The organism is Collinsella sp. AM24-1, from assembly GCF_003470325.1.
Classification (GTDB): Bacteria; Actinomycetota; Coriobacteriia; order Coriobacteriales; family Coriobacteriaceae; genus Collinsella.
The window spans coordinates 51,164-76,056 of the sequence record NZ_QRHM01000002.1; the positions used below are offsets into that span (position 1 = coordinate 51,164).

A 24,893-nucleotide genomic window follows, 5' to 3' on the forward strand; every position below is an offset into this window, starting at 1 on the left:
GCGGTGGCCCTGTGGGGCTGCCGCGTCGTTTGCTTGCCTGATGCCGTGTGAGCGGCTATTATACCCATCGTCGTCTCAAGCCCGTGACGTCCGAGCAGTTCGGGTCCGATATCCTGCTCGTTAAACCTAAAACCAAAGGAGTACATAATGATCAAGAAGGTCATGGAGGACTACAAGGTCCTGTTGCGGAGCATTCCCGCGGCAACGGTTTCGCTGTTTTTCGTGAGTGTCATCATGATGAACCTGCTGGCCAACAAAGAGCTTATCAGCCTGCCATATCTGGCGCTCGACTGCGGCTTTGTGGTGAGCTGGGTCTCGTTTTTGTGCCAGGACATGATCTGCAAGCGTTTTGGCGCCAAGGCATCCATCAAAATCTCTATCCTCGCGCTGGCGGTCAACCTGGCCGTAAGCCTGTGCTTTTGGCTGTGCTCGCTCACGCCCGGCATGTGGGGCGCCTACTATGACACGGGCATGATCGAGGTCAACACCGCCCTTAACGCCACCATCGGCGGCACCTGGTACGTGGTGTTGGGCTCTTCGCTGGCAATGCTCGTTTCTGCCGTGGTGAACTCCACGCTCAACCAGTCGCTCGGCCGTATGCTCAAAAAGAATAACTTTGCGAGCTTTGCCTTCCGTTCCTATGTGTCCACGGGTGTTGGCCAGTTTATCGACAACCTGGTCTTTGCCATTGTGGTGAGCCACACGTTCTTTGGTTGGACCTGGGTACAGGTCCTTATGTGCTCGCTGACCGGCGCTGTTGCCGAGCTGCTGTGCGAGGTCTTCCTGAGCCCCGTGGGCTACAAGGTCGTGCGTGGCTGGGAGCGTGAGAATGTGGGCGCCGAGTACCTCGAGCGCCACGCAATCGCCTAAGGAGCAAGTATGCGGGTTTTGATCACGGGTGCTTCGGGTGGTATTGGAGCCGCGTGCGTGCAGCGCTTTTTGGACGAGGGTCACGAGGTCGTGGGCTTTGATCTGCTGCCGGCGGCAGTCGAGCACGAGCGCTATCGCCATCTGATCGTCGATGTCCGCGAGCCGGATTCGTTTCCAGACGAGCTTGAACCCCAGGTGATCGTGAACGTTGCCGGCACGCAGGATTCGGCCGACGATATTGCCGCCAACCTGTGCGGCACCATCAACGTGACCGAGCGCTATGCCTTTGTGGGGGAGGGGCTTGCCGCCAAGCCGGCGCCGGCCATTACATCCGTGGTCAATGTGGGGTCGGCGAGCGGGCATACGGGATCGGAGTTTCCCGCCTATGCCGCCAGCAAGGGCGGCGTTATCGCCTACACCAAGAACCTTGCAAACCGTCTGGCGCCGCAGGCTATCGCCAACAGTGTGGACCCGGGCGGCGTTATCACGCCGCTCAACCGTTGCGTGATGGAAGACGAACACCTGTGGAACCAGATTATGGAGCTCACGCCGCTTAAACGCTGGGCCACCGCCCAAGAGATCGCCGAGTGGACCTACTTTGTGGGCGTGACCAACCGGTTTATGACCGGGCAGAGCCTGCTGATCGATGGCGGCGAGGCCGGCCGCACACAATTTATTTGGCCCGAATAGGAAACGCGCCCGATGGGAAGCCGTCGGGCGCGTTTTTTGATGTATCGATTTTTAGCCGAGGCAAGTCCAGTTGACGGGGGTCGAGCCGTGCTGTTCGAGTAGCCGATTGGCAGCGGAGAAGGGGCACGACCCCATAAAAGCGGGGAGTTCTGCCGTGGCACGGTTGGCCGAAAGCGGCGAGGGGTGCGTGGAGGCAAGGCAGAACTTGCCGCCCGCCTTGCCCGCGCCGGTCGCGGCGAGCTTGCCCTCGACCATCTGCTGGGCAAAGCGGCCCCATGCCAAAAAGACGACCGGCTGGGGCAGCTGACAGCAGCGTTCGATAACGTAGTCGGTGAGCGTGCTCCAGCCCAGCTTGGCGTGCGAGTTCGCGGCATGTTCGCGCACGGTGAGCGTCGTGTTGAGAAGCAGGACGCCCTGTTGTGCCCAGGGGGTTAGGTCTCCCGTGGCGGGAATGGGGCAGCCCAGATCGGCGTTGAGTTCCTTATAGATGTTGCGCAGGCTCGGCGGCAACTTGGTTTGCGTCGCAGGCACCGAGAACGACAGCCCCATGGCCTGGTTGGGCCCGTGATAGGGGTCTTGGCCCAGGATGACTACCTTGACCAGGTCGGCCGGCGTGTAGGCGAGGGCATTGAGGATGTCGTCTTGTGCCGGGTAGATGGTCTGCTCGGCACGCAGAAGGGCGATGCGCTCGAGTAGCTGGTTCGTAGTGTCACGTACCGGCTGCGGCGCATCGCCCAACCAAGTTGCTATGTTGCGGTCGCGAGTTGCAGCGTCCATGGAACTCCTTTAGGGCAGATGCTTTGTCGGCATCTATTGTAAAGGCGTCAGAGACCTTTATGCCGCGGCTGTATGAGGAGTGGGGTCTACGAGACGTGCTCGGGCGCTGCCGCCATATGAGCATGCCCATGTGCGCGAAGGCGCGGAAGCTCGACAGTTGCCACCATGACGCCGGTGAGGATGAGGGCAGCGCCAAGGAAGGCGATAGGGCTCAGGACCTCGCCGACCAGGAAAAACGAGAAGACGGCGGAGCAGACCGGCTCGAGCGAGAAGGCGAAGCCAGTGGTTTCGGCAGGTACGTGGGGCTGCACGAGCGTCTGGGTGATAAAGCCGTAGGCAGAGCAGATGAGTGCGAGTGCAACGATAACGACGATCTCGCTCGGCGTGCTGGGAAGCGTGAAGCCGCCAAAGGTAAATGCGGCGATACCCGAGAACAAGCCGCCGAAGCCCAGCTGCCAAACGCCCAGAGCCAGCGGATCGACTTCTTCGACAAAGCGCTTGGCGATGATAATGTGGCCGGCATAGATAAAGGCCGAGAGCAGCATGATGATCGCGCCGGGATTCAGGCTGGTAAAGTCGGCGCCCGAGAGCAGCAACATGCCGCAGGTGACGATGCCGGTGCCGATGAGCACCTTGCGCTCGGGAGCGCGACGCAGCAGGGCCGCGTTGGCAAACGGCACGATTACGACCGTCAGGCTCTGCAAAAAGCCGGCGGTGGAGGCGGAGGTGAGGCTGGAGCCCAGGCACATGCAGGTGATCTCGGTTGCCATGATGGCGCCGATGATGGCGGCGCGGACCATCAGGTCACGGTTGATGCGCACCGCGTGCTTGTGGAAGAGCAGCAGGCAGGCCGCAAAGGCGATGATGCAGCGCAGCGCGACGATGCTCGTGGCGTTCATGCTGTCCATGCCGATCTTCATGAGGGGGTACGAAAAGCCCCATGCGACGGGAACGGAAAATGAGAGCGCGATTGCTTTTTTGCGATCCATGGGACTCCTTTTGTTACAGAACGGTTTCGCAAAAAGGATTCTGCTCCCAGATATGGATGTAGTAAAGCGAATGTATCTTCAGTATGATTAAGAAATACTAATGTTGGAAGAAAAAGCCCTGGCAAAACGTTTTACGGCTACATCGATGTGGAGGCACGATGGCATCGCGGTATCAGATTGTATGTATGGTGGTCGATTGCGGCAGCCTGAAGGGCGCGGCCGACGAGCTGGGCTATACGCAAAGTGCGGTAAGCCAGGCCGTCAAAGCGCTCGAGCGCGAGCTGGGCACCACGATTATCGAGCGCGGCAAGCAGGGCGTGTCGCTTACGCGCGACGGCAAACAGTACCTGCCGTATCTGCGCCAGATTGTAACTGCCGAGGCCGAGCTCGAGGGCAAGCGTCAGGAGTTGCTGGGGCTTTCATCGGCCGACATTCGCATTGCGACGTTTACCAATGTGAGCCGTACCGTGTTGCCGCGCGTGATCCGCGACTTTGGGGCCCTGCATCCGGGCGTACGCTTTACCCTCAAGCAGGGCGATTACACGCGCAACGCCCAGTGGGTGCACGATGGCGTGGTTGACTTTTGCTTTACGGCACGCGGATTTACCACGGGGCTTCAGAAGCGCGTGGTCTATCACGACGAGCTGGTGGCGCTGTTGCCGGCCGCGCATCCGCTGACGGCAAAGGAAAAGGTGACGCTCGCCGACCTGGCGTCCGAACCGTTTGTGCTGCTGGATGAGGGCGAACAGAGTCTGGTGCTCGATGCATTCGCGGCGCACGGGCTGTCGCCGCACGTGACGAGTGAGGTCACCGACGACTACACCATCATGGCGATGGTGGAGGAGGGCCTAGGCGTAAGTATGCTGTATCGCCGTACCGTCGAGGGCATGCGGGCCGATATCCGCGTACGTCCCATCGTGCATGCTCCCTCGCGCGACGTGGTGGCAGCTTGGCGCAGCTGGGACACCATGCCTATCGCCACGAGGCGTTTTATCGACTATATGAGCTCGCATATTGTCAATTAATGACTGGCGTGACGTTGAGTGCGGTGTTTAGCGGGCTGTCGCTTTGGCTTGGGCGGTGTGATAGGTGCGTGCCGGGTGGCAGAGCAATACCGCCACGACCATAAAGAATGCCGTGGTGCCCAGGCTGATGGGGTAGACCATCATGATGTTCGCAAAGGTACGGAAGTGCGGGAACACGCAGAATACCCAATAGAAGCGAATGCCGCAGACGCAGATCATGGTGATGAGGGCGGGCATGAGCGAGATGCCAAAGCCGCGCAGGTAGCCGGACATGTTTTCGTAAAACATGCTAAAGGCGTATGCCGGGAAGATCGAACACACGCGGATGTAGCCGATCGAGACGATGTTGGGGTCGCTGTTAAAGAGCGATAGGATCTCGCGCCCCAGACCGACGATAACGATAATCGTGGTGAGTGCAACGATACCGCCTTCGATCAGGCAGACCTTGAGCGTCTTGGTGCAGCGGTCGATCTGGCGAGCGCCGTGGTTTTGTCCCACAAAGGTGGTGCAAGCCTGGCTAAAGCTGTTGAGCAGGTTGTAGCACACGTACTCCAAGCTCATGGCGGCGCTTGATGCCGCCATGACCTCGGTGCCCAAGCTGTTGATGGCGGACTGGATGATGATGTTGGCGACGGCAAAGACAGCGCTTTGGATGCCGGCGGGCAGGCCGATCTTGACGATGCGCTTGAGGGCGACGGGGTCTAAGCCTAAGTCGCGTGGGGTGACGCGGACGACGGAGTCGGTCTTGAGCAGGTGGACAAAGAGTGTGGCGGCGCTGACGGTGTAGGCGATGGCGGTGGCGATGGCGACGCCCGTGACGCCCCAGTGGAGCACGGGGACAAAGATGAGGTCCAGGCCAATGTTGAGGACGGTGGACACGGCGAGCGCCTGCAGCGGCATGCGGGTGATGCCGACGGAGCGGAAGATCGCGGCCTCAAAGTTGTAGAGCAAGATCGAGGGCATGCTGAGCAAAAAGACGCGCAGGTAGAGCGAGGCGAGCGGCATGGTCTCGGCAGGCACGTTGAGCGCAGCGAGCATGGGCTCGGCAAAGATCTCGCCCAGTGCGATGACGACAAAGCCCACGAGCGCCATTAAAATCGAGGTATGGACGGCGCGTTTGACCATGTTCTGATCGTTGCGGCCGATAGCGTTGGCGATGACCACGTTGGAGCCAAGCGACATGCCAATAAAAAGGTTGAGCATAAGACTGGTAAGCGGAACATTGGAGCCGACCGCCGCCATGGCGAGGGTTCCCTGGTCGCCCGAGAAGTTACCGATGATGACCGTGGCGATGAGGTTCGACAGCTGCTCCAAGATGCTCGTGGCGGCCACGGGGAAGGCGAACAGGGGAATATTGCGCCATAGCGAGCCGGTGGTCATGTCAATGTGCTTAGATGCGGTGCCTGCCATACGCTCTCAATCTCTAATATGCTCTTTCGTGCTTATTTGCGCAGACGATGATACTCCTAATGCAGCCAGCCGGCACTTAGGGACGTTCCTTATCTGTCGGCAGCTGGGGACACTCCTTGTCTCTTCTATGACTAGGTGGGGAAGGCGTGCGACAATGGTGGGCGTTGTGTTGTTCGCGCTAAGGAGTTGCCATGTTGTTGTGTCCCGTTTGCCATGAGCCGTTGGTGGACGACGAGCGCGGTGCTGCATGTGCGGGTGGACACCGGTTTGACCGTGCGCGCGAGGGCTATCTGTATCTGCTGCGCTCGTCCAAGAGCGGCGACTCCATGGGCGATCCCAAGTCGCAGGCGCGCAGCCGTCGTGACTTTCTGAACCGTGGATACTATGCGCTGTTGCGCGATGCGATGGTCGAGCTGGTGCGCGAGCGGGTGTCTGAACGTGCCGCGTCTACGAACGGCCCCATGACCTTGCTCGATATTTGCTGCGGCGAGGGCTACTACACCAGCGCCATGGGTGCGGTGCCGGGCGTGGACGCTTACGGGTTCGACTTGGGCAAAGAGATGGTGCGCCTGGCCGCCAAGCGCGGCGATGCGACCTATTTTGTGGCCAACATGAAGGATATCCCCGTGGCTGATGGCGCCTTTGATATGGTGACCGAGCTCTTTGCTCCCTTTAACGAGCGTGAGTTTTCTCGCGTGCTGGCGCCCGGGGGCTCGCTCTACACCGTGGTGCCGGGTGCCCGTCATCTGTTTGGGCTCAAGGAGGTGCTCTACGACACGCCATATCTCAACGACGAGAAGCTGCCGAAGACTACCGAGCTCGAGTTGGTCGGAACGCAGCGGGTGTCTGCGAACATTACGCTCCAGACCCAGGCCGACATCGAGGCGGTGTTCCAGATGACGCCGTACTACTACCGCACGCGCCCCGCCGACAAAGAGCGCCTGGCAAACCTGGACACCCTTCAAACCGACATCGACTTCATCATCGCCGAGTACCGCCACTAACCTACCAAAAAGGGACAGGTTTATTTTGGCAGGTTTTATCTGGGCAAATGTAAAGGGCCGACCGCGTTGCTGCGCGATCGGTCCTTGTTGGTTGCTTGGATGTAGGGGGCAGTGGAAGGAGGGAGTCTACAGGCGGTCCTTGTTCTCGGCCTTAATGTCGTGTGCCTGCTGAATAAAGAACAGGTCGTACACCACGATGACAAAGGCGCCAAAGTTGATGGCGTCGCCGCCAAACGCGGGAAGCGTGAGCACGGCCTGCGCAATCGTGGCGATTGCGGCGACGATGCCGAGCTTAAACGCACCATCCACCTGCGAAGGCTTGTTGGCGCCCTTGATGCCCGCAACGCCCGCGGCAAGATCGATGAGGCCCTTGGCGATAATCACGGCCGCGGCGAGCATGGCGTTCGATCCGTAGGTGGACTCGAACTTGCCGGTCGCGATGCCGGCGATTCCAATGACGAGACTGGCGATGCCCAGAACAAAATAAATCAGGGCAAGGATTTTGAGAGTCTTGCGAGTGAAGCTCATGGCTGGTCCTTTCGATACGAGTACGCCAACCTGGCGCACCCTATGTGCTGCACATATGGTGAAGCACATTGTAGTTCAACGCGGCGATGCATGCGCCTGAAAGCGTCTCTTGCCTGCACGGTTCAACCTTTCAAAAAGGAAAGCTGGACGTAAGTCAAATCGATGGCAGCGCATGCGCGGCGCTGCGATGATGAGGCCATGGTAAGAGCTGGACCGAAGGAGGAGCCATGATGTACGGAGTCAAGCAAGTGGATGAGCCGCGGTCGCTGGGAAGGCGCATGAGTGATTCTGTGATCGCTGCCGTGTGCACGGTATTGATGGCTGTGCTTTGCATTGGGATGCTGTGGACCATGTCGCATGTGGGACAATAACGGACGGTTGGGTGCCGACATGAATGGCGCCCATGTATTCGTTTTGTTTGCTAAGGAGTGTCCATGGGCGTCGTCGATCCCTTTTCTGTTGCTCGGGCCGCAGGGCTAGAGCTCGTGCGGACGTTCGAGGGCCTCACGCTCACCGATGGCACGATGGAGCTGCGTGCCGATTTTGCCCGCATGCGCCCACGGCTCAAGCAGGGTCGTCTGCAGCAAGAGCTGTTGGTAAAGGCTGCGCGCACAAAAGGCATCGAACAACCATGGGCGATTGATGCCACAGCAGGCTTTGGCGAGGACTCGCTGCTGCTGGCGGCCGCGGGCTTTACCGTCGATCTGTATGAACAGGATTGCGTGATCGCGGCGCTTCTCAAGGATGCCTTGGATCGCGCGACAGATGATCCGGCGCTTGCGACAGCCGTGGCACGAATGCGCTTACATGCCGGCGAGGACAGCATTGCCGGCCTTCGCCATACGGCCGAGCTGATCGAGCAGGGTGAGCTCGCCGCTCCCGACGTGGTGTATCTGGACCCTATGTTTCCCGAGCGCGCCAAGAGTGCGGCGGTTAAAAAGAAGTTTCAGCTTTTGCATCATCTGGAGCAGCCGTGCGCCGACGAGGAGACGCTGGTCCAGGCAGCGCTTGCGGTGTATCCGCGCAAAGTCGTTATCAAACGGCCGGTGAAGGGGCCGCTGCTTGCCGGCGTTAAGCCGAGCTATCAGCTCGCGGGCAAGGCCGTTCGCTACGACGTTTTGGTGCCGCCGCGCCCGTAGCTTGCGTGCGATGGCCGGCGCTTCGCCAGCGCCGTGCCGATGCGGGGCCTATTTCCAGGGGTGCGACGTCAGATGCCATCCGCCGCAGTATTCGCATTTGTAGCAGGCAAGGCCGCGCCGCCCGCGGTTTTCGCAGTCGGCCATAACTGCCTCGGCCTCGGCGCGCGTGTCGTAACGGTTTTTGCGTTCGCACGACTTGTAGCGCCAGGCTTCATCGCGCTCGGCGTCCAGGGCGTCGCGGCGCTCGTCTTCGCGCGCAAACAGATCGCTCATATCGCCGCCGGTGGCAGCGCCCAAAAACTCGCTCTTTGCCTTTGACCAGGCGGCTCGCTTTTTGCTCCCCATCTGCTTCGCGCCCCTCTTCAAACGCTGGTATCATTGCTCAATCAAAGTGATACCAATAAACGTGAGGTCGCCGCGTGATGATCAGAAAAACCCTCGATACCGACATTCCCGCCGTCATGGCTATCTATGACGCGGCCCGCGCTTTTATGCGCGCGCATGGCAACGCCATGCAGTGGCCCGAGGGCACGCCTTCGGCCGAGCAGCTGGCTGCCGATATTGCCGCTGGTGGCAGTTACGTGTGCGAAGTCGACGGCCGCGTGGTGGCGACGTTTGCCTTTTTACCGGGTCCGGACGAGTGCTATGACGTGATTGAGGGCGGCCAATGGCGTAGCGACACTCCATACGCCGTGCTGCACCGTGTGGCATCCGACGGCACCGTGCACGGCATCGCGGCTGCGATGTTTGTCTTTGCCAAGGAGCGCGCCGACCACCTGCGCATCGACACGCATCAGGACAACCTTCCCATGCAGGGTGCGATCGTTAAGGCGGGGTTCGAGCGCGCCGGCGTCGTGTATGTGTCGGACGGCACACCGCGTGTTGCGTTTGACTGGCTGCGCGAGGCATAAGCGCCCAGGCGCATACCAACACTCCATCTAAATGAAAATGGCCCCGGGTGGGGCCATTTTTTGGCAAAACGCGTTGTTGTGGGGCTCGCGTCGCTGCCGTTCCAGATGAACCCGGGCAGACAAAAAGGGGAGGTGCCGGCTTTCGCAAGGCGCGAACCTACGAAAATCGCTGCGCGGCAACGCGGGGCGATGAGCTCGGTCGGGGGATAGGGCCCGCTTCGCCCGCCGGCCCGTAAATTGTATCATCCAGTGTGGAACGAGAGCGCCCGTTGCCGCGTGCGATGGGCTTGCAATAAGAGGAGAGCCATGTCGAAACAAGCGGTCGTTGGAATCTTGGCGCATGTCGATGCCGGCAAGACTACGCTGGCCGAGGCCATGCTGTTCAACGCAGGTCGCATTCGCAAGCGCGGCCGTGTGGACGACGGCGACTCGCACCTGGATACCAACGCTATCGAACGCGAGCGCGGCATCACGATTTTCTCGTCGCAGGCCGTGCTCGACCACGGAGATGCCCACGTCATGCTCGTGGATGCACCGGGGCATGTCGATTTTTCTGCCGAGGCAGAGCGCACATTGCGTGCGCTCGACTACGCGATTTTGGTTGTGGGCGCCAACGACGGCGTGCAGGGACACACCGAAACCTTGTGGCGCCTGCTTGCGCGCTATGGCATCCCGACGTTTGTCTTTATCAACAAAATCGATTTGGAGAATCCCGGCCGCGATGTTTTACTGACGCAACTTGGGCAGCGTCTTTCCGAGGGCTGTCTGGATGCCAACGAACTGCTGACGGGCGGTGCCGCTTGGGAGGACGCTGCCGCGTTGGACGAGGCAGCCCTCGAGGAGTTTCTTGAGACAGGCGAGCTTTCCGTCGCAACGCTTTCGCGCATGGTTGCCGAGCGCAGGCTCTTTCCTTGCTTTGCCGGCTCGGCGCTTAAGGACCAGGGCGTGGGCGAGCTGCTGGATGGCATGTGCACGCTGATGCGTGAACAGGCGTGGGCCCCGGAGTTCGCCGCGCGTGTCTATCGTGTCAGCCGAGGCGTTCGCGGCGAGCGCTTGGCTTGGGTTAAAGTGACCGGCGGCACGCTACGTGCAAAACAGATGATCGAGGGGCGCTCCGGTATCGAGGCATGGGAGCAGAAGGTCGATCAGGTACGCATCTATAACGGCGAGAAGTATGAGCTTGCCCAAGAAGTTGCTGCTGGCGGTATTTGCGCCGTGACGGGTCTTGCGCACGTTCGCCCAGGGGACGCCCTGGGCACGGAGCCCGCGGGCGATGCGCCCGTCATCGCTCCGGTCCTCACCTATACGGTGCTGCCGGGCGAACACGACGTTCATGCGGTGTTTAAAGCGCTGAGTGAGTTGGCGGACGAAGATCCCATGCTCGGCGTAAGCTGGAATACGCATCTTGAGCAGATCCATTTGCAGTTGATGGGCGCCGTGCAACTCGAGGTCGTGCAGCGGGTGTTGGCTGATCGCTTTGGCCTTTCGGTTGCGTTTGAGCCCGGCGGCATTCTCTATAAGGAGACTATTTCGCGGCCGGTCGAGGGCGTGGGCCACTTTGAGCCGCTGCGCCACTATGCCGAGGTGCATCTGCGCCTGGAGCCGTTGCCGGCGGGTTCGGGTGTGCAGTTTGGCACCGTGACCTCGACCGACGAGCTCGATCTTAACTGGCAGCGTTTGGCACTCACCAACGCTATGGAGCGCGACCACCTGGGCGTGCTGACGGGCTCGCCCATCACCGATGTGCGCATTACGCTCACGGGCGGCCGCGCGCATGCCAAACACACCGAGGGCGGCGATTTTCGCCAGGCCACGTACCGCGCGATTCGCCAGGGTTTGATGCAGGCGCGCGAGGCCGGCGCGGCGGTGTTGTTGGAGCCGTGGTATCGCTTTGAGCTCGAGGTGCCGGGGGAGTGCGTGGGCCGGGCGCTCTCGGATGCCACGCGCATGAGTGCCGAGTACGAGCCGCCGACGATGGCGGGAGACCGGGCGAAGCTTGTGGGTCGCGTTCCGGCATCCGAGGTGCAAGATTATGCGCTGGAGGTGGCTGCCTACACGAGCGGTCGCGGGCATCTGTACCTGGAGTTCGCCGGTTATGCGGCTTGCCATGATGGCGAGCGCGTAATCGAGGCTGCCGCCTACGAGCCCGAGGCCGATCTGCCCAACACGCCCGACTCGGTCTTTTGCGCCCACGGCGCCGGCTACACGGTCAAATGGTACGACGCACCCGCTGCGGCGCACGTAAAGGTCGATCCCGCCACCTTCCGCCCCTGGCGAGCAGCAGACGCCGAGTTTTTCGGCCACATGTGACAAAGGGGCAGTTCCTTTGTCACATGCTATTGGTATAACTCGGTATAAGTTGGTATAACTGTTACCAGGGTTTGCCAATCCGAGGAGGCCGATATGAATCCAAATCCCTTTAAGCCCACAGCTGGTAAGCGGCCTCCGATACTCATCGGTCGCGAGTCGGTCATCGAAGATTTTGAGGAAGGGCTCGACAACGGCGCCGGAGCGCCGGGCAGGCTCATGCTCATTACGGGAAACCGCGGCTATGGCAAAACGGTTCTCCTGCGGGAGCTGCAACGTCTAGCCAGCGAGCGCGGATGGGCGGTTGTCTCCGATTCCGCTTCGCTTGGTTTGTGCGACCGCTTGGTCGACGCGCTTCGCTCGAATAAACCCGTTGTGACGTCAATGGAGTTTGGGCCGTCGTTTGGCCGGATGTCGGTCGAGGCGGCGCGGGCAAAAGGCGAGACATTGCGAGGGCTGGTCAACGAGCGTCTCAAGAAGCTCGGTCCGGGCAAGGGCGTCTTGTTTGCGATTGACGAGGCACAATCGGCGTCTATCGAGGAACTGGCGGCTCTTGCCGTCCTCTATCAGCAGGTGCTCGGAGACCAGGATGCCACGGGCTTGCCCGATAGCGACCAGCGCGGTCTTGCGCTGGCGTTCGCCGGCTTGCCCAGTATGGTTGACGATCTGCTCGAAGAGCCGAGCGTGACGTTTTTGCGGCGTGCCCAGCAGCGTACGTTGGGGGCAATATCTTTGCCCAAAGTGCGCGATTCGTATATCCAGACGGTCAAAGACGCTGGTCTTTACGTTGACGCGGAGACGGCGGACCTTGCGGCGCGCAAGAGCATGGGGCATCCCTATATGGTTCAGCTGGTGGGCTATTACATGTGGCGGTCTGCTGTCCGGCGTGGCTCGCAGGTCATCGAAAGGCGCGATGTCGAGAATGGCCATGCGGATGCCGTCTCCGAGTTCTACGAAGCGGTTGACGCACCTCTGTATTACGGTCTGCGCAGCCCTCAGCGCCTCTTTATCGAGGCTATGGCGGTTGACGAGGACAAGCCGACGCGCACGGCGGATATCATTGAACGCTGTGACCGTACCCAGAGCTGGGCGAGTAAATATCGTGCAAGTCTGATTCGCGAGCGCGTCGTCGAGGCTGCCGGATACGGCCTTGTCCGGTTTACCGTGCCCATGCTGGGCGAGTACATTCGCGATCGCATTTTATGGCATGAGTAGGGTGATAAAGGTGACGGAACAGAAGATGAGCCCGCAGGCTATCGAGGTGCGTGGTGCGCGCGTCCATAACCTTAAGGACATCGATATCGATATTCCGCTGGGAAAGCTCGTGGGTATTGCCGGCGTGTCGGGCTCGGGCAAGAGCTCGCTGGCGCTGGGGGTTCTTTATGCCGAGGGCTCGCGTCGCTACTTGGAAGCACTCAGCACCTATACTCGACGTCGTCTGACACAGGCCGAGCACGCCCAGGTGGATGAGGTATTGCACGTGCCGGCGGCGCTCGCGCTGCACCAGCGTCCGAGCGTGCCGGGCGTGCGCTCGACCTTTGGTACCATGACCGAGCTCAACAATAGTCTGCGTCTGCTCTTTAGCCGTTGCGCCCATCACGTGTGCCCACATTGCGGGGCGCGCGTGGAGCCGAGCCTTAACGTGGCTGCAGGCCTGTCGCTCACGTGTCCGACATGTGGCCGCGAGTTCTACGCGCCGAGTGCCGAGGATTTGGCTTTCAATAGCGGCGGTGCATGTCCCACCTGTGGCGGTACCGGCGTCATGCGCGAGGTGGACGAGGCGAGCCTGGTGCCCGACGAGTCCAAGACTATCAACGAGGGCGCGGTGCTTCCTTGGGGCACACTCATGTGGGATCTGATGAAGCAGGTGGCTGGCGAGATGGGCGTGCGCACCGACGTGCCGTTTAACCAGCTCACGCCTCAAGAGCGCGACATCGTGTTCCACGGTCCGGCGGTTAAAAAGCACATTCTCTACGTTCCCAAAAACGGCGAGGGCGCCACGCCGCTCGATTTTACCTATTACAACGCTGTCTATACCGTCGAGAATGCGCTCGCCAAGGTTAAGGACGACAAGGGCCTCAAGCGCGTGGCGCGCTTTTTGCGCGAGGGGCCATGCCGTGACTGTGGCGGCACGCGTCTCTCCGAGGCCGCACGCCATCCCCAGGTGCGCGGTATCAATCTGGCGCAGGCCGCGGCTATGACGCTGGGTGAGGCGATTGAGTGGGTGCGCGGGGTGCCCGCATCCTTGCCGGCCGAGATGCAGCCCATGGCGACGGATATCTGCGATTCGTTTTTGAGCACGGCCCGTCGACTGGTCGATCTGGGCCTCGATTACCTTTCGCTCGACCGCGCCGGTGCCACGCTCTCCACGGGCGAGCGTCAGCGCGTGCAGCTCGCCCGCGTGGTGCGTAACCGATCGACGGGCGTGCTCTATGTGCTGGACGAGCCCTCGATTGGCTTGCATCCTGCCAATGTCGACGGCCTGGTAGGCGTGATGCGCGATTTGGTGGATGACGGCAACACCGTGGTCGTTGTCGACCACGACACGCGCGTACTGGCGGAAGCCGACTATCTGGTCGAGATGGGCCCCGTTGCCGGAGCAGGCGGCGGCAATGTGATCGCCGCGGGCGCGGTAGGCGAGGTCGAAGAATCGCAGGGCAGCCGCATCGCCCCATTTTTGCGCTCGGAGCCTGAGCGCTTGCGTCCGCAGGTGCCTGACGACGAAATGTTTGACCGGGGCCATATCCGCATGGCGACCGATGCCATCCATACCGTCAAACCGCTCGAAGTCGATATCCCGCGCGGTCGCCTTGTCGCGGTGACGGGCGTTTCGGGTTCGGGTAAGACGACGTTGGTGCTCGAGACACTCATCCCGGCACTTAAGGCGCAGGCAGCCGGCGAGCGCCTGCCAAAACACGTGCGTTGGGTCGATGCCGAGGGCATTGCACGTGCCAACCTGATAGACGCCACGCCCATCGGTGCCAACGTGCGTTCGACGGTAGCGACTTATGCCGACATCCATGATGAACTGCGTCGCGCCTTCGCCCGCACGCCCGAGGCCAAGGCAGCCGGCTACAAGGCAGGCGCATTTAGCTACAACACTGGCGCTTTGCGCTGCCCTACGTGCGATGGCACGGGTTCGATATCGCTCGACGTGCAGTTTTTGCCCGACGTCGAGATCGTCTGCCCGGCATGTCGCGGCTCACGTTATGCAGATGCGGCTTCGCATATCCATCGCGAGGGCAAGGACGGGAGCTTGCTGACGTTGCCGCAGCTTATGGACATGAGTGTGGATGAGGCCCTCGACGCCACGGTGGGACTCAAGAAGGTTCAGGCGCGCTTGCAGACCTTGCACGACCTGGGCTTGGGTTATCTCACACTTGGCGAGCCCACACCGGCGCTTTCGGGCGGCGAGGCGCAGCGTCTTAAGCTCGCGAGCGAGATGGGCCGCGTGCAGGATGATGCCGTGTTTGTGTTCGACGAGCCCACGATCGGCCTGCACCCGCTCGATGTTCAGGTGCTGCTGAGCGTGTTCGACGGTCTCGTTGCCAAGGGCGCCACGGTTATCGTGATTGAACACGACCTCGATCTTATCCGTAATGCCGATTACGTGATCGACATGGGCCCGGGCGGCGGCGACGCAGGCGGACAAATCGTCTGTGTCGGCACGCCGGGCGACATCGCTGCCTGCTCCGCAAGCATCACCGGCCGCTACCTCTAACCGAATGTGACAAAGGGACTGTCCCTTTGTCACATTCCCGTTAAAGCCAGCATCTGTCGGCATGGCGCTTGAACAGTTTTCGCGTGAGGGTCAAAATGGCCTCAACCCATTCGCGAAATTTGCACGCCCTATAGTGAGTGGGCTCTCGCTTGAGCTGATGCTGCCAAGAGGCAGCCGATAGGGGCAATTATGGACAATCGAATCTTTGGGTATGCGCGTGTCTCTTCCGCAGACCAGAACCTGGGCCGCCAATTAGACGCGCTGGCAAGGTTTCCCGTGCAACGGAGCCAGATTTATGCTGACAAGGCAAGCGGTAAGGACTTTAAGCGTCCCCAGTACCAGCGTCTTCTTCGCAGGCTGCGCGAAGGCGACGTTCTCGTGATCAAAAGTATCGATCGTTTGGGCCGCAATTATCGTGAAGTCCTCGATGAGTGGCGACGCATCACGGTGGATAGGAATGCTGCCATCGTGGTGCTTGATATGCCATTGCTCGATACGCGCGAGCAGCCTGATGGCATTACGGGAACGTTCATGGCGGATCTGGTTCTTCAAATCTTGAGCTATGTGGCGCAGCTAGAGCGCGAAAACATCAAGCAACGCCAGGCGGAGGGCATCGCGTCGGCGCGTTTGCGTGGCGTGAAATTTGGAAGGCCGGCATTCGAACGCCCAGATAGCTATCGCGATGTCATCAAATTATTCGAAGGGGGAGAGGTTACGAGGCGAGAGGCTGCTGCGCTTTTGAACGTCAGCGTCTCGACGTTCGATCGTTGGAGACGGGCGGACGCGACCAGTTTTGACCGTTTGTCGTCTGCTCGTCCTCTTTAGCTAGACATTTTGACGAGGGGAGTTAATTACACAGAGCCCACTCCTTCCCTCGATGTTTATCCAGTTCACGCCCTTGAACCAAATAGTGCCACCGCGTTGCCAATTCGTCTGCTTTTTGACGAGGGCTATATATCGTGTTTTGTTTTGTATTTAAAGGAGGACGAAATGAAAAGGCGTTATGGAATGGCTCTGGTGACCGCGCTATTTGCGATGGTGTTTTGTGGGGCGCTTCTGCTGAGCGGCTGTTCGCAGTCTGAGAAGAAAAATGATGAACCTGATTATGCCGATGACCGTGCAATGGCTGTGATTGCTCAAGGTTATCAAAAGCGGTCGGATTATATCGAATCGCTTGGAGAAGATGCTGATCTAAGCTCGAATAAAGTGCGAAAAGAGATAATTAAAACCGAGATCGATAACGACAAAGAACTCAAAAAGGCGCCTTTTAAAGACGCTAAGATGCAGGAAGATGTCATCGCCTATCTCAACCTGCTTGACAATCAGCTTGATGTTACCAAGAAGTATGCGGAATCTGATCCTAAGTACTACGAGGAATGGGGAAAGGCCTACGACGCACGATCCGCACAGCTTAAGAAACTGGTCGATCGATATGACTTAACAGTCGATGACGAGTATCAAGATGAGTTTGACGAGCTAATTAAGAACGGTAGGACCGTAGAGGAGAAGACGCATAACGATGAGGTTATCAACGGTTTGCTCTCATCGGCGAATTTTGAGAAAAGTGATGATGGCTACGGTCTCTATACGTACACCGCAATCGTCGAAAATACCTCTGACATATCGTTCGAAAACGTTTATCTAAACGTTGCCCTTTACGATGCCGATGGTGTGAGGGCGGAAGAATGCTACGCAGATACATCTGCCTGGGCGCCTGGCGAGAAGGTGAAGTTTGAGGTAATGAGCGAGGTTGACGCCTCGAGGCTTGCGCCGACGGTGTCGGGTTACAGCGTCAAGGAATAGTTCGCGGGAATTGAAAAGAAAGCGCGGCCGTTTTCTTTGAACGGTCGCGCTTTGCATTGAGCCGTTGACGGAATGATTCGTGCCATCATGCTCGCGCTGGAAGATGATGGGAACGTCGGGGCAATAAAGGAAAGGTGAAACAGGATGGCAAAAACAAAATTTCTTACAACGATACCGCAAAAGGTTGCCTTTGGCGGGTTAGTCGTTGTTACGGTTCTAGCGGTTGCCTGGGGTATCTGGATGTCATTGACGCGTAATCCTACAACGATCAGCGATGATTCGATTCGCGAGGAGATCACGCCAGTCGTTAAGCTCGTGACGTACGAGTACAACTTCACCCAGCTGCTTTCAATTGATGAGGCGGGCAATCCGCTTGGGTGGGAAAACCCCTTTACGTCTAAGCGATATGTCGCAACGATTGACGGCAAAGCTGACATCGGGATCGATGCCGATAAGATGAAGGTTACAATCGTACGGGCTAATATGGCCGATAAGAATTCAGAGGTCAAGAGCGTAAAGGTTATACTGCCTCACTCGGAGATCACCTCGTTCTCGACAGACCCCAATACGCTTAAGAAATATGTTGAGGACAATGGCTTTCTTAACTGGAATCAAGTAAGCACGGATGATCTAAACACGTTATTGAAACAGGCAAAGAAAGAGCAGACCAAGAAGGTCAAGGAAAGCAATATGCTCCAAGAATCTGATGATAGAGCCTGCGCCCTTATCGAAAAACAGGTCAAAGCCTTATGCGGCGATGACGTCAATGTTGACGTTGCGTTTGAGTAGGGGTGAATAGCATGTTGGATAAACGGCAACAGATCGCTGGGGCCGGCTCGCTTCTGATCGGGCACTACACCACCTTTCTCGACACTACCTTCAACTCGGCATTTGGCGATGAATATACGGTTGATTTCGACTATCGGAAATAGGAGGTCACAATGGAGGATAAAGACGATCTGGCTGTTGTCGAAAGGGAGGAGCCGCCGCGACATAAGCAGAGTTTTGATATCCGTAAGGCCGCTGCCGGGTTGGTTGATGGCGCCGGAAGCGCGATGGCGGGCGCGGTTGCAACCGTACAGAAAGTTGCCGATGGTGCAATGCGTGCTGCAACTCCGCTGGTCGATGACGCCTTGGCAGCTATTGCTGATGCGGCCGATGGTGCGGCAGGTACTGCTGCGGATATCGGTGACGCGGTCAACGATTGGGCATACCAGCAGCAGCTTAATAGATACAGGCCGGTAACCAAGGAGACCTATCAGAGTCCTTCATTCCATTTGCCGAACATGATTCGAATTGTTGACGGAAATGAGCGCCGGGGCATCGACGCCTGTAGAGATGCTATTGGTTGGCTGGATACTGTTAAGGGCACGCAGATTTTCAATCTGTACCGCGAGGCAATCGGGGATAGCGAATTGTCTTTCTATCCTAAACCATCTCTTTACTCCACATATTACATAGATGCTTTTGATCGGTCTCGCTTTGTTGACCTTGACTCTTATTTTGCAACCATGCAACAAGACAAGATGGCCGAGTTGAGACGGATTGCGTTCATGCTTGGCGCGAAGCGCTGCAAGCTGGAGGTGACGGAGTACGAGGAAACTCGGCGAGGCCGCCAGGTTAAGGGAAATGCCAAGGCGGGAAAGAAGGGCTCGGTTCGAATCGACGGTTCCTTGAGCGATTCAACGAGAAGCGAGAAGAAAATTCTGTTTACACAGGAATTTGAGGGCGACATGGTTCCACAGCGCCCTGAGCTCCATTGGTATGCCCATGACTCAGATGTTCTCTTGTTAATTGAGACGAGATGTGGTGGAGAGGATAAAAACAAGGCGAAGAGCTATCGGGTCGAATTGAAAAGTGAAACGGCCATGACCATGTCTGTATCACTTGCTATGGCTATCGACGAGGCATGCAGCAAACTGAACATAAGGGCGAATTCGAGCCTGACAAGCCAAGCTAAGCGAGAACTCCGGCAATCGTTTGTATTTGAAGTTGAATTCTGATGTGTGGGGACCATTTGCTGCGGGGTTCCTGTCCTTTACGGGGTAGAAGCATAGAAACCCATACGGTGCAACTCAGTAAAAGTTAGTAATATACTGGCATCTTTTCTAGTTAAAAGCGTTTAAAACCGGTTAATTCCATTTAAATCAGTAGGTGCAATATGTGACAAAGGGACAGTCCCTTTGTCACATGCCGGGGAAGCCTGTCTGGCGGAGGGCCTCGTAGAGGACGATGGCGGCGCTGTTGGAGAGGTTGAGGGCGCTGATGCGGTAGTCGTCCGGGTCTACAAAGTTGCCGCAGATATCCTGCTGAAGGATGGCCTCGTGGCCGCTCTCGCTATGCCCGAGCGCCTCCTCGTGGGCTTCCCAGGCCTCGGCGTTATCGAGCGAGTCGCAGTCGCGCAGCATGGGGATGCGCTCGCAGCGCGCAGGCTCTGCGGCGAGCAGCTCTTCGGGAATCCCCGAGCTCTCGCTGCCAAAGACCAGATAGTCACCGTCGCGGTAGGTGCTTTGCGCATAGGTGCGGCGCGCCTTTTTGGTCAGCAGATGCAGGCGTTCATCGGCGGGGGAGAGGCCGTTGCACGTAAGGAAATCCTCCCAGCCGGCATAGGTCGTCACGTCCAAGTTTTGCCAGTAGCCCAGGCCGGCGCGACGCACCGTCTTGTCGTCGAGCGAAAAGCCCAGCGGCTCCACCAGGTGCAGGCGGGTACCGGTGACCACGCAGGTACGGCCGATATTGCCCGTATTGGCCGGAATCTCGGGCGCATACAGCACGATATTGAACATGAATCTCCTTGGCTCAGAACGAAAAACCACCACGAAGGGGACAGGCACCTTCGTGGTGGTTTGGCGGTTACGTGGCAGAAAATGCTCGCTTCGATAGCCTAGGCGCGGTGCCAGTCGGTCAGACAGGCATCGAGGGAGGCGATGAGCGCGTCCTTGTCCATGTGACGGCCGATGATGCACAGGCTCGTCATGCGGTCGCCCGTCTCGTCGTCCCAAATCTGCATGATCTCGGGGTTCTCGTCGATGATCTTCTGCTTCTCGCCCTCGGGCGCCGAATCGACAAACAGACCGTTCTCCATCAGGCGCATCTGGTGGCCGGCCTGCTCGAACATGTAGCACATGTCCGGATCGCCGGTCTGCCACAGCGGACCCTTGACGCGGATGACCTCGTCGGGCCACTCTTGCTCAACAAAATCGGTGAACTTCTGCAGGTCAAACGGCTTGCGGCGCGAGTACACAAAGGTCTCGATGTCGTACTCGAGCACCTCGGGGTCGTCGTGCTCCTCGGGATGCTCCATGGCCTCGATCCAGGCGGCGGAGTTGTAGGCGCGCATAAAGTCGAAGCGGCCGGTGTCGAGCAGCTCCTCCATGGGGACCTCGCCGTTTTGAGCCTCGACAATCACGGCGTCCTTCTGCAGGCTGCGCACGATGGCCTTAAGCTCTGCGATCTGCTCGGGGGTGACGGTGTCAGTCTTATTAAGAATCAGCGTGGAGCAAAACTCGATCTGCTGGATGAGCAGGCTCTCGATGTCGTCCTCGTCGATATCCTCGGCTAGCAGGTCGCGACCGCCGTTGAACTCGTCGTACATGCGGGCGCAGTCGACCACGGCCACGATGTTGTCGAGCGCGAGCTTGGGCTCGCCGCCCACCTTGGCCTCGTCGCAGAAGCTCGAGATGGTGTAGGCGATGGGGATGGGCTCGCAAATACCCGAGGCCTCGATGATGATGTAGTCGAACTTGCCCGAATCGGCGATGCCCTGCAGCTGGTTGGCCAGATCGTCCGAAAGCGTGCAGCAGATGCAGCCGTTGGTGAGCGGGATGAGGTCGTCGGTCTCGGAAAGGCCGCCGTCGGCGATAAGGCTGGCGTCGACGTTGATCTCGCCGATATCGTTGACGATCACGGCGGCGCGGATGCCGCCGTCGTTAGCGAGGATGTGGTTGAGCAGCGTGGTCTTGCCGGCACCGAGGTATCCGGTAAGCATGATGATCTTCACGGGTTTGTTGGGCATGTGCCCTCCTTTGTTAGACATGGCTTACAGTTGAATCTTATGCCAAACGCCTGCTCTTATACCCACGCGCCGGCAAATAACACAAGCTACTCCCAGGCTCCCCAAACATCGGGGCAATAACCGATGGTGGCCTTTTTGCCGTTGCGCACGATGGGCTCGGCCAAGACCTGCTGGTTCTCGAGCAGCTTGTCGAAGCGCTGACTAGGGGTGAGGTGCTGAATGAGCGCGAGCGTCTCCTCGTCCTTGGCTTTGGGGTTGAGCAGCTTGTCGATGCCGCCAACTGCCTGCATCACGCTCGCGAGCTCGCCCTTGCTCATCTCCTTTTCCTTTAGGTCGATAAACTGCACCTTAATGCGGCGCTCCTTAAAATAGCGCTGAGCCTTCTTGGTATCGAAGGACTTTTTGGTGCCAAAAATCTGGATATTCATATTCCGCCGTTCTACCTGATGAAGTTGGTCGTTGCGCGATCGGCTTCGGGTGCGTTGATACCGGCGGCCTGTCCTGCCTCGATACAGCGCAGGAGCCAGGCCATGTTTTTGCCGATGTTTCGCATGGTGGCAAGGCCCTCGGCATCCCCATCGGCGTCGCCGGGCACGCGGCCAAACACGTTGTTCCAGTAGGTGGAGGCAACCACAGGCATTTGCTTAATGGTGAAGTACTTGTTGAGCACATCGAACGTGGTCGACGTGCCGCCACGACGGGCGACGGCGACCGCGGCGCCGGGCTTGTGCTCAAAGGCCTTGCTGCCAGCATAGAATGCACGGTCGAGGGCAGAGAGGATGCGTCCGCTGGGATGCGCGTAGTAGACGGGCGAACCAAAGACAAAGCCGTCTGCCTGCTCGGCAGCGGCAATCAGCTCGTTGACCATATCGTCGTCAAAGGTGCAGCGGCAATCGAGCTTGCCGCACTGGCCGCACCCGATGCAATCGCGAATAGGCTTGGCGCCCAGCTGAAACACCTGCGTCTCAATGCCCTCTGCGTCGAGCTGCTCGGCAATCTCGGCGAGTGCGCGGTCGGTGTTGCCGTTTGCCTTGGGGCTGCCATTGACCAAAAGAACCTTCATCACAAACTCCCTCTGCTGTCGGTGACTTCTGCGGAGGATTATCGCACGAGCGGGCAGATGGCGTGGGGCGCGATTCCAGCGACCGCCCATCATGCGCCCCGTCTCGATCGGTAGCTTCATCCGAGTGTTTCTCGGGGCCGGGAAGCCGGCCCCGAGGGCCAACGGCGGGCTCGCTCACCAGGTACGAGAGGGACACGGTCCAGAGTATGTTGGAGCTCGGGGCCTCATGCAAGCCGATTGTGAGGAGTCTGGGCAGGTCGCCTTCGATGGCGAACTCTGAGGTCTTAGAAGGCGGGCTGCTGCGGCGGCTATGGTTTATACTAAGGCGGTTGCTATCGAGTAATTCATACTTGGTTTGATTCGATTGTGAATGCGTAACTAGGATGGAAAGCAAAGGAAACTCTATGGAAACAGAGGATGCTGTTTGCTTGATGACTTCGATTGCCTTGATTGTCCTTTCAATCCAATACCGAAGAGGAAGATGGCTCTGCTCAATTGCTGGATATGATGTCACAAAAAGGGAGAGCGAGATTGATATACGCCCCTACGCAAAGCTGATTTCTTCTGTGACGTTATGGATGGGGCTGCTGTTTTTCTTGTGGGCGGTAGAGGGCTGGGTACGCGATTGGAATACCAGCGTTTTTGAAGTTTTGGTTCTACTTCTGTTCAGCTTGGCCTCTTTGTCGTTCGTGCGGCTCGTTAGGTTTGTGTTTATGAGGCGATAGCCAGCGGAAGTGGCTGGACGACAAAATGGACCAATGCAGCCAATTGTCAATAGAATTTGATAGGCTTGGCTTAACAGATTTACTCGAGGGCATATCCGTGGCGGGGGATAGGTTCTATCTTGTTGAGCACTTATTTGCATCAGGCAAAGTAAACCAAGAGTATCGAAACGGTGCCCCCGGGCCCGCTAGGGACTGCGGGGGGGGCGTTCGGCTAACTGCGGGTACGGCCTATTTGCCCAACGTGTTCGCCCGAGATCGGAAATTAACCATCATGCGCCCCATAACGCTAGTCCAGCTTGGTGCCCGGTACTTGTGGTGCCTCTTCAAGTAGCGCTTTGAGCTCGTTCAAAATGGAAACGGGCTGTCGGTCGACGGCGTCCAGATGAAGTGTGGCCACACGAATGGGCGGCTGATATTCAAATGAGCCAAAGAGTACGGGCGACCCCAAGAACCGCTCGATTTCTTCTGCGATCGCGTCGGTCTCTTCGGGATCAAGGTCATCGAAAAGCGCCACGAACATCGGTCCGGTCGAGCGGAACAGACGGCCCTTGCCGCGCGAACAGTCCATGAGGCAGGCGGCACTTTCTGCCAAAACGCGGTCGCCCGCATCAAAGCCAAAGCGGGCATTGACCTTGGCGATGTCGTCGATTTTGATGGCGACCAGGCCTGCCTTGCGCGCCACGCGACGCATTTCGCCAATGGCGTTGACCAGGGCGTGGATATCGCCCAGGCCGGTCACGGAATCGGTCGTATCCGCCAAGCTTCGGTTGATGATAATGCCCACATACATGTTGGGCTCGGTTTCGGTGCTATCCAAGCGGTAGCCCGTACACTCGCACAGCGCATATTTACCAGCGGTATTCATGACGCGATACTGCATGTAATGGAAGTGCCACGCGCCGTTTACCACCATATCGAGCTCGCTGCGCACGTTGTCGCGGTCCTCGGGGTGAACGCGGGCGAGCCACATATCGAGCGAGTTATAGGGATGCTGGGAGGGCAGGTCAAAATCGCGCACGGCATTAATCGACCATTGCGATTCGCCGGTATCGAGGTTAAGGATAAACGGATAGCGCGTCTCGGAGCTCATGGAGATCGCTTGGAACACCCGGTCGTTGCAGGGAGGCTGATCGGCGATTGGGCGCATGGATGCGTCGTTTTCCTTCGGCTGCTGCACACGGTGCATGAGCTTGTAGCGATACATTTTGCGGTCGGCGTCCATGGTCATCTGGCGACGCGTATCGCCAGCGAGTGGGTCGACGCGCGAGCAGCCAAAGCTAAAGCTAGCGATCATGGGCGCTTTGCCGCCCGATGTTGCCTCGATAAGGTTGGTGCGCGTCCGCTCCAGGCGCTGCTCGAGTTCGGCTTCATCTGTCGTGGGGGATACGAGTACAAATTCGTCTCCACCGATACGGAACAGCAGGTCATTGGGTTCCATTGTCTCGGTGAGTGCACGGCAGATGCTCAGGATGTAGCGATTGCCCTCGGTGTGGCCAAACGTATCGTTGCAATGCTTAAGGCGATCGATATCGATATAGGCGCAGGTGAAGGGGGTGCCTTTGTGCCAAAGCAGCTCGGCATAACGGTGGAGTCCAGCACGGTTGCCAAGATTGGTGAGCGAATCGATATAGGCGCCGCGCTCAAGCAGCTCGCGTTCTTGCTGCAGGATGGCAAATGTCTTCTGTAGCTGCTCGCCGATGGCGCACAGCTCCGTGGGCAGCGCGGCAACATCGAGCTCGGCGGTCGAGACCCCGTTCGCAAGTCGCTGAAGATAAGCAATGATCGATTGCTCGCCCAGGCGATACGACTCGTTCATGATGGATAACCTCCTTGGGCACAACAGTGGTTTGCATCATATCCCCAATTCGGTTTGGATTGGGGGCATAAGTTAGCCAATGGGGACAAGCGCCCCTTCG

The 24,893-nt window shown here is 58.7% G+C and carries 25 protein-coding genes; 15 read left to right on the forward strand and 10 right to left on the reverse strand.

Annotation, left to right across the window (positions count from 1 at the left end):
- Positions 1-147: 147 nt before the first annotated feature.
- Together DW661_RS01035 and DW661_RS01040 are read left to right on the forward strand one after the other, a co-directional pair.
- Complete coding sequence (locus tag DW661_RS01035) at positions 148-870, forward strand: VUT family protein (RefSeq protein WP_233543264.1); 723 nt, start codon at positions 148-150, stop codon at positions 868-870.
- A 9-nt stretch (positions 871-879) separates the two neighbouring features.
- Positions 880-1,560: an SDR family NAD(P)-dependent oxidoreductase gene (locus DW661_RS01040; protein WP_118934219.1), complete on the forward strand. Its 681-nt coding sequence runs from the start codon at positions 880-882 to the stop codon at positions 1,558-1,560.
- A 51-nt stretch (positions 1,561-1,611) separates the two neighbouring features.
- Here DW661_RS01040 and DW661_RS01045 read toward each other — a convergent pair whose 3' ends face one another.
- The gene (locus DW661_RS01045) at positions 1,612-2,337 is read right to left on the reverse strand and encodes a uracil-DNA glycosylase (RefSeq protein WP_118934221.1); all 726 of its coding nucleotides are present in this window, start codon (positions 2,335-2,337) and stop codon (positions 1,612-1,614) included.
- A gap of 86 nt (positions 2,338-2,423) precedes the next feature.
- Positions 2,424-3,326 (reverse strand): DMT family transporter, encoded by a 903-nt coding sequence (locus DW661_RS01050; RefSeq protein ID WP_117757282.1) that lies wholly within the window; start codon positions 3,324-3,326, stop codon positions 2,424-2,426.
- 158 nt (positions 3,327-3,484) lie between these two features.
- Here DW661_RS01050 and DW661_RS01055 point away from each other — a divergent pair, with 158 nt between their 5' ends.
- The gene (locus tag DW661_RS01055) at positions 3,485-4,351 is read left to right on the forward strand and encodes a LysR family transcriptional regulator (RefSeq protein WP_118934223.1); all 867 of its coding nucleotides are present in this window, start codon (positions 3,485-3,487) and stop codon (positions 4,349-4,351) included.
- A gap of 27 nt (positions 4,352-4,378) precedes the next feature.
- On the opposite strand, the gene DW661_RS01060 is transcribed toward DW661_RS01055, so the two are convergent.
- The gene (locus DW661_RS01060; protein ID WP_117776027.1) at positions 4,379-5,761 is read right to left on the reverse strand and encodes an MATE family efflux transporter; all 1,383 of its coding nucleotides are present in this window, start codon (positions 5,759-5,761) and stop codon (positions 4,379-4,381) included.
- Positions 5,762-5,952: 191 nt separating this feature from the next.
- Here DW661_RS01060 and DW661_RS01065 point away from each other — a divergent pair, with 191 nt between their 5' ends.
- Entirely contained in the window at positions 5,953-6,765 is an 813-nt protein-coding gene (locus DW661_RS01065; protein ID WP_118259607.1) for a putative RNA methyltransferase, read from the forward strand.
- Positions 6,766-6,891: 126 nt separating this feature from the next.
- Here the strand turns inward: DW661_RS01065 and DW661_RS01070 are convergent, their stop codons facing one another.
- Positions 6,892-7,293 carry a hypothetical protein gene (locus DW661_RS01070; RefSeq protein WP_117640589.1) on the reverse strand — a complete coding sequence of 134 codons (402 nt, stop codon included), beginning with the start codon at positions 7,291-7,293 and terminating at the stop codon, positions 6,892-6,894.
- 434 nt (positions 7,294-7,727) lie between these two features.
- Between DW661_RS01070 and DW661_RS01075 the strand changes: the two genes are divergently transcribed.
- Positions 7,728-8,432, forward strand: coding sequence for a class I SAM-dependent methyltransferase (locus DW661_RS01075; protein ID WP_117640590.1), 705 nt, complete (start codon positions 7,728-7,730; stop codon positions 8,430-8,432).
- A gap of 48 nt (positions 8,433-8,480) precedes the next feature.
- Here DW661_RS01075 and DW661_RS01080 read toward each other — a convergent pair whose 3' ends face one another.
- Positions 8,481-8,777, reverse strand: a complete 297-nt coding sequence (locus DW661_RS01080; protein ID WP_055310006.1) for a hypothetical protein — start codon at positions 8,775-8,777, stop codon at positions 8,481-8,483.
- Between the two features lie 77 nt (positions 8,778-8,854).
- Between DW661_RS01080 and DW661_RS01085 the strand changes: the two genes are divergently transcribed.
- From DW661_RS01085 to DW661_RS01120, 9 genes are all read left to right on the forward strand, one after another.
- Positions 8,855-9,343, forward strand: coding sequence for an N-acetyltransferase (locus tag DW661_RS01085; RefSeq protein WP_117640591.1), 489 nt, complete (start codon positions 8,855-8,857; stop codon positions 9,341-9,343).
- A gap of 306 nt (positions 9,344-9,649) precedes the next feature.
- Positions 9,650-11,653, forward strand: coding sequence for a translation factor GTPase family protein (locus DW661_RS01090; RefSeq protein WP_118934225.1), 2,004 nt, complete (start codon positions 9,650-9,652; stop codon positions 11,651-11,653).
- A 93-nt stretch (positions 11,654-11,746) separates the two neighbouring features.
- Positions 11,747-12,865 (forward strand): AAA family ATPase, encoded by a 1,119-nt coding sequence (locus tag DW661_RS01095; RefSeq protein ID WP_117640593.1) that lies wholly within the window; start codon positions 11,747-11,749, stop codon positions 12,863-12,865.
- Positions 12,858-15,371: an excinuclease ABC subunit UvrA gene (locus tag DW661_RS01100; RefSeq protein WP_199411556.1), complete on the forward strand. Its 2,514-nt coding sequence runs from the start codon at positions 12,858-12,860 to the stop codon at positions 15,369-15,371. Before DW661_RS01095 ends, DW661_RS01100 begins: the two co-directional genes overlap by 8 nt.
- A 189-nt stretch (positions 15,372-15,560) precedes the next feature.
- On the forward strand, positions 15,561-16,196 hold the full coding sequence (locus DW661_RS01105; protein WP_117582853.1) for a recombinase family protein: 636 nt from the start codon (positions 15,561-15,563) through the stop codon (positions 16,194-16,196).
- 165 nt (positions 16,197-16,361) lie between these two features.
- Positions 16,362-17,174, forward strand: coding sequence for an FxLYD domain-containing protein (locus DW661_RS01110; protein ID WP_118934227.1), 813 nt, complete (start codon positions 16,362-16,364; stop codon positions 17,172-17,174).
- 144 nt (positions 17,175-17,318) lie between these two features.
- On the forward strand, positions 17,319-17,963 hold the full coding sequence (locus DW661_RS01115) for a DUF4230 domain-containing protein (RefSeq protein WP_117582855.1): 645 nt from the start codon (positions 17,319-17,321) through the stop codon (positions 17,961-17,963).
- Between the two features lie 11 nt (positions 17,964-17,974).
- The gene (locus DW661_RS10425) at positions 17,975-18,106 is read left to right on the forward strand and encodes a hypothetical protein (RefSeq protein ID WP_255413187.1); all 132 of its coding nucleotides are present in this window, start codon (positions 17,975-17,977) and stop codon (positions 18,104-18,106) included.
- Between the two features lie 9 nt (positions 18,107-18,115).
- Entirely contained in the window at positions 18,116-19,177 is a 1,062-nt protein-coding gene (locus DW661_RS01120; protein ID WP_117582856.1) for a hypothetical protein, read from the forward strand.
- A gap of 183 nt (positions 19,178-19,360) precedes the next feature.
- Here DW661_RS01120 and DW661_RS01125 read toward each other — a convergent pair whose 3' ends face one another.
- The 4 genes from DW661_RS01125 to DW661_RS01140 form a co-directional block, all read right to left on the reverse strand.
- Positions 19,361-19,960: a tRNA (cytidine(34)-2'-O)-methyltransferase gene (locus tag DW661_RS01125; RefSeq protein WP_117640598.1), complete on the reverse strand. Its 600-nt coding sequence runs from the start codon at positions 19,958-19,960 to the stop codon at positions 19,361-19,363.
- 98 nt (positions 19,961-20,058) lie between these two features.
- Positions 20,059-21,189, reverse strand: a complete 1,131-nt coding sequence (locus tag DW661_RS01130) for a GTP-binding protein (RefSeq protein ID WP_118934229.1) — start codon at positions 21,187-21,189, stop codon at positions 20,059-20,061.
- Between the two features lie 86 nt (positions 21,190-21,275).
- Complete coding sequence (locus tag DW661_RS01135) at positions 21,276-21,617, reverse strand: arsenate reductase family protein (RefSeq protein WP_118934231.1); 342 nt, start codon at positions 21,615-21,617, stop codon at positions 21,276-21,278.
- 11 nt (positions 21,618-21,628) lie between these two features.
- A complete protein-coding gene (locus DW661_RS01140) occupies positions 21,629-22,252 on the reverse strand; it encodes a flavodoxin family protein (protein WP_118934233.1) in 624 nt (207 codons plus the stop codon).
- A gap of 404 nt (positions 22,253-22,656) precedes the next feature.
- Between DW661_RS01140 and DW661_RS01150 the strand changes: the two genes are divergently transcribed.
- Positions 22,657-22,977: a DUF3784 domain-containing protein gene (locus DW661_RS01150; protein WP_117635527.1), complete on the forward strand. Its 321-nt coding sequence runs from the start codon at positions 22,657-22,659 to the stop codon at positions 22,975-22,977.
- A 286-nt stretch (positions 22,978-23,263) separates the two neighbouring features.
- On the opposite strand, the gene DW661_RS01155 is transcribed toward DW661_RS01150, so the two are convergent.
- Complete coding sequence (locus DW661_RS01155; RefSeq protein WP_117640602.1) at positions 23,264-24,793, reverse strand: diguanylate cyclase domain-containing protein; 1,530 nt, start codon at positions 24,791-24,793, stop codon at positions 23,264-23,266.
- Between the last annotated feature and the right edge of the window lie 100 nt (positions 24,794-24,893).

Coding starts and splice junctions, on each gene's coding strand:
- DW661_RS01135 (WP_118934231.1), bottom strand. CDS start 21,617: ATGAATATCCAGATTTTTGGCACCAAAAAGTCCTTCGATACCAAGAAG.
- DW661_RS01110 (WP_118934227.1), top strand. CDS start 16,362: ATGAAAAGGCGTTATGGAATGGCTCTGGTGACCGCGCTATTTGCGATG.
- DW661_RS01105 (WP_117582853.1), top strand. CDS start 15,561: ATGGACAATCGAATCTTTGGGTATGCGCGTGTCTCTTCCGCAGACCAG.
- DW661_RS01060 (WP_117776027.1), bottom strand. CDS start 5,761: ATGGCAGGCACCGCATCTAAGCACATTGACATGACCACCGGCTCGCTA.
- DW661_RS01035 (WP_233543264.1), top strand. CDS start 148: ATGATCAAGAAGGTCATGGAGGACTACAAGGTCCTGTTGCGGAGCATT.
- DW661_RS01050 (WP_117757282.1), bottom strand. CDS start 3,326: ATGGATCGCAAAAAAGCAATCGCGCTCTCATTTTCCGTTCCCGTCGCA.
- DW661_RS01070 (WP_117640589.1), bottom strand. CDS start 7,293: ATGAGCTTCACTCGCAAGACTCTCAAAATCCTTGCCCTGATTTATTTT.
- DW661_RS01040 (WP_118934219.1), top strand. CDS start 880: ATGCGGGTTTTGATCACGGGTGCTTCGGGTGGTATTGGAGCCGCGTGC.
- DW661_RS01080 (WP_055310006.1), bottom strand. CDS start 8,777: ATGGGGAGCAAAAAGCGAGCCGCCTGGTCAAAGGCAAAGAGCGAGTTT.
- DW661_RS01125 (WP_117640598.1), bottom strand. CDS start 19,960: ATGTTCAATATCGTGCTGTATGCGCCCGAGATTCCGGCCAATACGGGC.
- DW661_RS01140 (WP_118934233.1), bottom strand. CDS start 22,252: ATGAAGGTTCTTTTGGTCAATGGCAGCCCCAAGGCAAACGGCAACACC.
- DW661_RS01095 (WP_117640593.1), top strand. CDS start 11,747: ATGAATCCAAATCCCTTTAAGCCCACAGCTGGTAAGCGGCCTCCGATA.
- DW661_RS01100 (WP_199411556.1), top strand. CDS start 12,858: ATGAGTAGGGTGATAAAGGTGACGGAACAGAAGATGAGCCCGCAGGCT.
- DW661_RS01045 (WP_118934221.1), bottom strand. CDS start 2,337: ATGGACGCTGCAACTCGCGACCGCAACATAGCAACTTGGTTGGGCGAT.
- DW661_RS01065 (WP_118259607.1), top strand. CDS start 5,953: ATGTTGTTGTGTCCCGTTTGCCATGAGCCGTTGGTGGACGACGAGCGC.
- DW661_RS10425 (WP_255413187.1), top strand. CDS start 17,975: ATGTTGGATAAACGGCAACAGATCGCTGGGGCCGGCTCGCTTCTGATC.
- DW661_RS01150 (WP_117635527.1), top strand. CDS start 22,657: ATGGAAACAGAGGATGCTGTTTGCTTGATGACTTCGATTGCCTTGATT.
- DW661_RS01090 (WP_118934225.1), top strand. CDS start 9,650: ATGTCGAAACAAGCGGTCGTTGGAATCTTGGCGCATGTCGATGCCGGC.
- DW661_RS01120 (WP_117582856.1), top strand. CDS start 18,116: ATGGAGGATAAAGACGATCTGGCTGTTGTCGAAAGGGAGGAGCCGCCG.
- DW661_RS01115 (WP_117582855.1), top strand. CDS start 17,319: ATGGCAAAAACAAAATTTCTTACAACGATACCGCAAAAGGTTGCCTTT.
- DW661_RS01130 (WP_118934229.1), bottom strand. CDS start 21,189: ATGCCCAACAAACCCGTGAAGATCATCATGCTTACCGGATACCTCGGT.
- DW661_RS01055 (WP_118934223.1), top strand. CDS start 3,485: ATGGCATCGCGGTATCAGATTGTATGTATGGTGGTCGATTGCGGCAGC.
- DW661_RS01155 (WP_117640602.1), bottom strand. CDS start 24,793: ATGAACGAGTCGTATCGCCTGGGCGAGCAATCGATCATTGCTTATCTT.
- DW661_RS01075 (WP_117640590.1), top strand. CDS start 7,728: ATGGGCGTCGTCGATCCCTTTTCTGTTGCTCGGGCCGCAGGGCTAGAG.
- DW661_RS01085 (WP_117640591.1), top strand. CDS start 8,855: ATGATCAGAAAAACCCTCGATACCGACATTCCCGCCGTCATGGCTATC.